At 66.7% G+C, this 8,396-nt stretch carries 5 protein-coding genes; all 5 read left to right on the top strand.

Features of this window, described 5'->3' with window-relative positions:
- Positions 1-281: 281 nt before the first annotated feature.
- The 5 genes from AC10QF_RS12170 to lpdA all read left to right on the top strand — a co-directional run bounded on the left by AC10QF_RS12170 (position 282) and on the right by lpdA (position 8,358).
- Positions 282-1,694 (top strand): ribosomal protein uL16 3-hydroxylase, encoded by a 1,413-nt coding sequence (locus AC10QF_RS12170; RefSeq protein WP_494542272.1) that lies wholly within the window; start codon positions 282-284, stop codon positions 1,692-1,694.
- Between the two features lie 9 nt (positions 1,695-1,703).
- Complete coding sequence (locus tag AC10QF_RS12165) at positions 1,704-2,600, top strand: GNAT family N-acetyltransferase (protein ID WP_494542271.1); 897 nt, start codon at positions 1,704-1,706, stop codon at positions 2,598-2,600.
- Between the two features lie 186 nt (positions 2,601-2,786).
- A complete protein-coding gene (locus tag AC10QF_RS12160) occupies positions 2,787-5,618 on the top strand; it encodes a 2-oxoglutarate dehydrogenase E1 component (RefSeq protein ID WP_053499858.1) in 2,832 nt (943 codons plus the stop codon).
- Between the two features lie 40 nt (positions 5,619-5,658).
- The gene (gene sucB / locus AC10QF_RS12155; protein WP_053499860.1) at positions 5,659-6,858 is read left to right on the top strand and encodes a dihydrolipoyllysine-residue succinyltransferase; all 1,200 of its coding nucleotides are present in this window, start codon (positions 5,659-5,661) and stop codon (positions 6,856-6,858) included.
- Between the two features lie 63 nt (positions 6,859-6,921).
- The gene (gene lpdA / locus AC10QF_RS12150) at positions 6,922-8,358 is read left to right on the top strand and encodes a dihydrolipoyl dehydrogenase (protein ID WP_005417523.1); all 1,437 of its coding nucleotides are present in this window, start codon (positions 6,922-6,924) and stop codon (positions 8,356-8,358) included.
- Positions 8,359-8,396: the final 38 nt, after the last annotated feature.

Genomic DNA, 8,396 nt, shown 5'->3' with positions numbered 1-8,396 from the left:
GTACGTCCCTGTAAGCTTGGCCGCCGCATGGATGCGGCGGCCAAGCTTACAGGGACGTACTTGCAGCGTCCCCCGCGCAGCCCACCCGCCCGGCCAAGCCCATGAAGCCGGTCGACTAACAGTCGACCCTACCAAGATGTCGCCACGAGGGGCTCCGCCGTTGGCCGGACACCCCGCGACAAACCACCGCACGTGCGCAATCCCCACGAACGGCGGACAATGGAGACCTTGGCGGCCCGCCACGCCGCCCCTCCCGCTTTCCGCTGCAAGGATTCCCCCCCATGGCCGCCCGCAAGTCCTCCGCCCCCCTCATCGAAGTCACCGCCCGCCCCGGCCAGCCGCTGGGCATGGCGCCGGCCACCTTCCTGCGCGACTTCTGGCAGAAACGCCCGCTGCTGATCCGCAACGCCTTCCCCAACTTCCAGACCCCGGTGCAGCCGGAAGACCTGGCCGGGCTGGCCTGCGAGGAAGGCGTGCTGGCGCGCCTGATCGAGCACGACAAGACCCGGGACGGCTGGCGCGTGCGCACCGGCCCGTTCCAGGAAGACGTGTTCCCCGCCCTGCCCGACCACGACTGGACCCTGCTGGTGCAGGACGTGGACAAGTGGGACCCGGATGTGCGCGCCCTGATCGAGCACTTCAGCTTCCTGCCGCGCTGGCGCATGGATGATGTGATGATCAGCTTCGCCGCTACCGGCGGCTCGGTCGGCGCCCATGTCGACCAGTACGACGTGTTCCTGCTGCAGGCCCACGGCCACCGCCGCTGGCAGATCGACGCCAGCGAATCGATCAAGGGCAAGCAGCCGCCGCTGGGCTTCCGCCCGGACGTGGAACTGAAGCTGCTGAAGGTGTTCAAGCCGACCCACGACTGGGTGCTGGCGCCGGGCGACATGCTCTACCTGCCGCCGAACGTGCCGCACCACGGCGTCGCCGAAGACCCCTGCCTGACCTTCTCCTTCGGCATGCGCGCGCCATCGTCGGCCGAACTGATCAGCGACTACCTGGACACCCTGATCGCCGATGCCGACGAGAACATCCGCTACCAGGATGCCGACCTCAAGGTGCCGGCCGACCCGAACGAAATCGACACGGTGGCGATGGCGCGGGTGATCACCGCGCTCAACGCCATCCGCATGAACGATCCGGACAAGCTGGGTGACTGGTTCGGTCGCTTCATCACCACCTACCGCGCCGCCGGCGAAGTGATGGCCCACCAGGCCGCACCGGCACCGGAGGAAGTGGTCCAGGCGCTGGCCTCGGGCCTGCTGCTGCAGCGTCATCCGTGGGCACGCCTGGCCTGGCGCCGGGCCAAGCGCGGCGCCAGCCTGTACGTCAGTGGTCAGGACTTCGCGCTGCCGGTGAAGGACGCGCAGCGCCTGGCCGGCGCCGAGCAGCTCGACGCCGCCGCCTATCGCGGCCTGTCCGACAAGGGCCGTGCCGTGCTCCAGCAGCTGCTGGCCGGTGGCGTGTTCCAGCTGATCGATCCGAACGAGGTGTACGACGCTGAAGAGGAGGACGACGGCGAAGACGCCGTGGTCCTCGGCGAAGTGGTCGAAGGCCGTGACCGCGTCGACGCGATCGACGCCGACGCGGTGTCCGACGATGTCCACTCCGTGACCGTGCACGACGACGGTATCGAGGTCATCGTCAACTTCGAGGACGACGACGAAGACGACAGCACTGGCCGGGCCTGAGCCCTCACCATGATCCGGGTCCAGCAGGTCAGCCACGCCGACGCCCACGTTGCCATCCACGACGTGCGCCAACGCGTGTTCGTGCAGGAACAGGGCATCGCCGCGGAACTGGAACGCGATGCGCTGGACCCGCTCAGCGCCCATGTGCTGGCGCTGGACAGTGACAACCAGCCGGTCGGCACCGGTCGGCTGGCCCCGGACGGCCGCATCGGCCGCATGGCGGTGTTGGCCAGCCATCGCAGCCACGGGGTCGGTGAGGCCCTGCTGGAGGCACTGGTCGAGGCCGGGCGCAGGCTCGGCCTGGCCGAGCTGCACCTGCACGCCCAACTGCCCGCCCGCGATTTCTATGCCCGCCAGGGCTTCCTGCCGGAAGGCGAGGTGTTCGAGGAGGCCGGCATCGGCCACCAGCAGATGCGCCGCCGGCTGGGCGCGACCAGCGCGATCGTCCGCCGCGCCGAGGCGGTGGCCATCACCACGGCCATCGTCCACCGCGCCCGCCGCCAGCTGTGGCTGCACAGCCGCCAGCTGGACCCGGGACTGCTCGACGCGGCGCCGGTGCAGGCCGCCCTGCGCCGCTTCGTCACCGCCCGCCACGACAAGCAGCTGCGGGTGATCGTGCACGATGCCGCTGCGATCGCCTCTGCCGGGGCACCGCTGCTGGCGCTGGCCCAGCGCTTGCCAAGCGTGATCCAGTTCCGCGAGGTCAGCGACCCGGTCGACCGCGCGCTGGCCTCTTCCTGCCTGCTCAACGATGCGGGCGACTTCTACTTTCGTCTGATCGGCCATCGCCTCGACGGCGAGGCCGGTATCGCGCTGCCGGCACGTTCGCAGCCGTTCGGGCAGCAATTGCAGCGCGTCTGGGACCGTTCGCGCGATTGCAGCGAACTGCGCGCGCTCGGCATCTGAGCCGGCGCCGCTGACCCAACCTGTCTGGAACCGGCACCGGCGGACGTGGGATGCCCGCAGTGGTGCCCCTTCGTGTCCCGTTGGGGGTACAATTTGGCTGTTTGAACGCGCCCGCGCAGGGCTATTCATCTTCCTGCCGGGTCCTTCTGAAGCCATACCCCACAAAGCGAATCAACACCCTCCATCGTGGACAATCAACTGAAGCAGTTTGCGCAATCTTCGCAACTCGCCGGCGGCAACGCCTCCTATGTCGAGGACCTGTACGAGCAGTACCTGGTCTCCCCGGATAGTGTCGATCCCAAATGGAAAACCTACTTCGACGGCTTCAAGGGCCGCGAAGCAGGTGACATTCCGCACTCGGCCGTCATCTCCCACATCGCGGACGCGGCCAAGGATGCGCTGAAAGCTGGCACCGGCACCGGTGCGGGCGACGAGCGCGAGCGCAATGTCGGTCGTCTGATCACCGCCTACCGCTCGCGCGGCCACCTGGACGCCCGCCTCGATCCGCTGGGCCTGGCCGCGCCGGTGAACACCCCGGACCTGGGCCTGCCGTTCCACAGCCTGTCCGATGCCGATCTCAACAGCGAGTTCAGCACCGGCGGCGTCGGCGGCCAGCCGCGCATGAAGCTGCGCGACCTGCTCGCACGCCTGAAGGCGACCTACACCGGCTCGATCGGTGCGGAGTTCATGCACATCTCCGAGGTCGAGCAACGCCAGTGGATCTACAAGAAGTTGGAAGCGGCCGGTGGCAACTACCAGCTGGACGCTGACACCCAGCGCCGCACCCTGGAGCGCCTGACCGCGGCCGAAGGCCTGGAGCGCTACCTGCACACCAAGTACGTCGGCCAGAAGCGCTTCTCGCTGGAAGGCGGCGACTCGCTGATCCCGATGATGGACACCATCATCCGCAGCGCCGGCAAGGATGGCGTCAAGGACGTGGTGATCGGCATGGCCCACCGCGGCCGCCTGAACGTGCTGGTCAACACCCTGGGCAAGAACCCGCGCAAGCTGTTCGACGAATTCGAAGGCAAGTTCGAGCACGACGAGCACGCGTCGGCCGGCGACGTGAAGTACCACATGGGCTTCTCCGCCGACGTGGCCACCGACGGTGGCCCGGTGCACCTGGCGCTGGCGTTCAACCCGTCGCACCTGGAAATCGCCGACCCGGTCGTGGCCGGTTCCGTGCGTTCGCGCCAGGAGCGCCGCAAGGACACCGCACGCAAGCAGGTCATGCCGATCCTGATCCACGGCGACGCGGCCTTCTCCGGCCAGGGCGTGGTCATGGAGCTGTTCCAGATGTCGCAGGCCCGCGGCTTCGCCGTCGGCGGCACCGTGCACATCGTGGTCAACAACCAGGTCGGCTTCACCACTTCCAACCCGCTGGACACGCGCTCCACGCGCTATGCCACCGACGTGGCGAAGATGATCGCCGCCCCGGTGCTGCACGTGAACGGCGATGATCCGGAAGCCGTCGTGTTCGCCGCGCAGCTGGCCTTCGAGTTCCGCCAGAAGTTCGCCAAGGACGTGGTCATCGACCTGATGTGCTACCGCCGTTGGGGCCACAACGAGGCCGACGAGCCGGCGATCACCCAGCCGCTGATGTACCAGGTGATCCGCAAGCACCCGACCACCCGCGAGATGTATGCCGAGCAGCTGGAAAAGGCGGGCGTGATCGCCGCCGGTGCCGGCAAGGCCATGGTCGATGCCTACCGCGAGAAGCTGGACGCCGGTGAAGTGACCACCGAGCTGGCCAAGGTCGAGAAGACTCCGCCGACCAGCCCGCTGTTCGTCGATTGGCCGAAGCTGCTGGAAGGCAAGCTGTCCGACCCGGTCTCGACCAAGGTCGAGAAGAACAAGCTGGTCGAGCTGGCCAAGCTGATCAACACCATCCCGGACGAAGTGCAGCTGCACTCGCGCGTGGCCAAGGTCTACGACGACCGCCGCAAGATGGCCGCCGGCGAGATCGCGGGCGACTGGGGCTTTGCCGAGAACCTGGCCTACGCCACCCTGCTCGACGAAGGCCACGCGCTGCGCCTGGTCGGCCAGGACGTCGGCCGCGGTACGTTCACGCACCGCCACGCGATCCTGCACGACCAGAAGACCGACAACTACTACATGCCGCTGCGGCAGCTGGTGGATTCGCCGGAGAAGGCCACCGTCATCGACTCGCTGCTGAGCGAAGAAGCGGTGATGGCCTACGAGTACGGTTTCTCCACCACCGATCCGAACACGCTGTGCATCTGGGAAGGCCAGTTCGGCGACTTCGCCAACGGCGCCCAGGTGGTGATCGACCAGTTCATCGCCGCCGGTGAAGCCAAGTGGGGCCGCATTTCCGGCCTGACCCTGCTGCTGCCGCATGGCTATGAAGGACAAGGCCCGGAACACAGCTCGGCGCGCCTGGAGCGCTTCCTGCAGCTGTGCGCCCTGGAGAACATGCTGGTTGTCGTGCCGTCGACCCCGGCGCAGGCCTTCCACATGCTGCGTCGCCAGCTGCACATGACCACCCGCAAGCCGCTGGTGGTGATGTCGCCGAAGTCGCTGCTGCGCCACAAGCTGGCCGTGTCGACCCTGGACGAACTGGCCAATGGCGAGTTCCAGCACCTGATCGGCGACGCCAATGCCGATGCCAAGAAGGTCAAGCGCGTGGTGCTGTGCTCGGGCAAGGTCTACTACGACCTGCTGGAAGACCAGACCAAGCGTGGCCAGGACGACGTGGCGATCATCCGCGTGGAGCAGCTGTATCCGTTCCCGCGTGCGCTGCTGGCTGCCGAGCTGAAGAAGTACGGCAAGGCCACCGACGTGGTGTGGACGCAGGAAGAACCGCAGAACCAGGGCGCGTGGTACCAGATCCGCCACCATCTGCAGTTCTGCCTGGCCGATGGCCAGAACCTGCACTACGCCGGTCGCGCACGTTCGGCGTCGCCGGCTGCCGGTCACATGGCTGACCACGTCCGCGAGCAGCAGCAGCTGATTGCCGACGCACTGGTCAACCCGTTCAACGACACGTTCGCTGAATAATCCTCCCCCTATTTAGAAGACAAACCAGGAAGCTCCCGCAATGGCCACCGAAGTCAAAGCCCCGGTACTGCCCGAATCCGTCGCCGACGGCACCATCGCCACTTGGCACAAGAAGGTGGGCGACGCCGTCAAGCGCGACGAAAACCTGCTTGACCTGGAAACCGACAAGGTCGTGCTGGAAGTGCCGTCGCCGGTTGACGGCGTGCTGAAGGAAATCAAGTTCAAGGAAGGCGATACCGTGACCTCCAGCCAGGTCGTGGCGATCATCGAAGAAGGCGCCGTGGCTGCGGCTCCGGCCCCGGCCGCTGAAGAGAAGAAGGCTGAAGCCGCACCGGCCGCCGCTGCTCCGGCCGCTGCCGCCGCTCCGGCTCCGGCTGCCAAGTCGGCCGCCGACACCCTGCCGCCGGGCGCCCGCTTCACCGCCATCACCGAAGGCGTGAACCCGGCCGACGTCGACGGCACCGGCCGTCGTGGTGCAGTGACCAAGGAAGACATCGTCAACTTCGCCCGCAACGGCGGCGCCGGCAAGGCCGGTGGTGCACGTCCGGAAGAGCGCGTGCCGATGACCCGCATCCGCAAGCGCATCGCCGAGCGCCTGATGGAGTCGAAGAACTCCACCGCCATGCTGACCACCTTCAACGAAGTCGACCTGTCCAAGGTGTCGGCGGCGCGCAAGGAGCTGCAGGACGAGTTCGTCAAGGCCCACGGCATCAAGCTGGGCTTCATGAGCTTCTTCGTGAAGGCCGCTGCCAATGCGCTGCAGCGCTTCCCGCTGGTCAACGCCTCGATCGACGGCGACGACATCATCTACCACGGCTACTCGGACATCTCGATCGCCGTGTCGACCGAGAAGGGCCTGGTCACGCCGGTCCTGCGCAACGTCGAGCGCATGTCGTTCGCCGACATCGAGAAGACCATCGCCGACTACGCCAAGAAGGCACGTGACGGCAAGCTGGGCCTGGAAGAACTGCAGGGCGGCACCTTCACCGTGACCAATGGCGGCACCTTCGGTTCGCTGCTGTCGACCCCGATCATCAACCCGCCGCAGAGCGCCATCCTGGGCATGCACGCCATCAAGGAGCGTCCGATCGCCCAGAACGGCCAGGTCGTGATCGCGCCGATGATGTACCTGGCGCTGTCCTACGACCACCGCATCATCGACGGCAAGGACTCGGTGCAGTTCCTGGTGGACATCAAGAACCAGCTGGAAAACCCGGGCCGCATGCTGTTCGGCCTGTAAGAAACATCCCGCCCCTCCGCGCCTGCGCGGAGGGGTTCTGGTAATGCATCAAGGAATAATTCAATGGCTGAACAATTCGACGTCGTCGTCATCGGTGCCGGCCCGGCCGGTTACCACGCTGCCATCCGCGCGGCCCAGCTGGGCCTGAAGACCGCCTGCATCGACGCAGCGCTGGGCAAGGACGGCAAGCCGGCCCTCGGCGGCACCTGCCTGCGCGTGGGCTGCATCCCGTCCAAGGCGCTGCTCGATTCCTCGCGCCAGTTCTGGAACATGGGCCACATCTTTGGCGACCACGGCATCAGCTTCAAGGATGCCAAGATCGACGTCGAGGCGATGATTGGCCGCAAGGACAAGATCGTCAAGCAGTTCACCGGCGGCATCGGCATGCTGTTCAAGGCCAACAAGGTCGCCGCCTACTACGGCTTCGGCCAGCTGCAGCCGGGCAACGTGGTCAAGGTGAAGCAGCACGACGGTTCGGAAGTCGAGCTGAAGGGCACCAACGTCATCATCGCGGCCGGTTCGGATTCGATCGAACTGCCGTTCGCCAAGTTCGACGGCGAGACCATCGTCGACAACGTCGGCGGCCTGGACTTCACCGAAGTGCCGAACCGCCTGGCGGTGATCGGTGCCGGCGTGATCGGCCTGGAACTGGGCAGCGTGTGGAAGCGCCTGGGCGCTGAAGTCACCATCCTTGAGGCCATGCCGGAGTTCCTGGCGGCTGCCGACGCCGAAGTGGCCAAGGCCGCTGCCAAGGAATTCAAGAAACAGGGCCTGGACATCAAGCTCAATGCCAAGGTTTCCAAGACCGAGATCACCGGCAAGGGCAAGAAGAAGGAAGTCATCGTCACCTACACTGACGCGGAAGGCGAAAAGACCCTGACCGTGGACAAGCTGCTGGTGGCCGTCGGCCGTCGCGCCGCCACCAAGGGCCTGCTGGCCGAAGGCACCGGCGTCAAGGTCAACGAGCGCGGCCAGATCGAAGTCGACGCGCACTGCCACACCGGCGTCAACGGCGTGTGGGCGGTCGGCGACTGCGTGCGCGGCCCGATGCTGGCGCACAAGGGCTTCGAGGAAGGCATCGCGGTGGCTGAGCTGATCGCCGGCCTGCCGGGCCACGTCAACTTCGACACCATCCCGTGGGTCATCTACACCGAGCCGGAACTGGCCTGGGTCGGCAAGACCGAAGCCCAGCTGAAGGCCGAGGGCATTCCGTACAAGGCCGGCAGCTTCCCGTTCGCCGCCAACGGCCGTGCCGTAGCGATGATCGAGCCGGCGGGGTTCGTGAAGATCCTGGCCCATGCCGAAACCGATCGCATCCTCGGCATGCACCTGGTTGGCGCCAACGTCTCCGAACTGGTGCACGAAGGCGTGCTGACCATGGAGTTCAGCGGCTCGGCCGATGACCTGGCCCGCATCTGCCACGCCCACCCGTCGCTGTCGGAAGTGATCCACGACGCCGCGATGGCGGTCAGCAAGCGCGCCATCCACAAAGCGAACTGATCGTCCGGTAGTGCTGGCCGCTGGCCAGCATCACCCGG

This window comes from Stenotrophomonas maltophilia complex sp. Om-AH-Sm3 (genome assembly GCF_059337855.1).
Note: the sequence above shows the minus strand (reverse complement) of the source record. Positions and strands in the feature narration are given on the sequence as shown.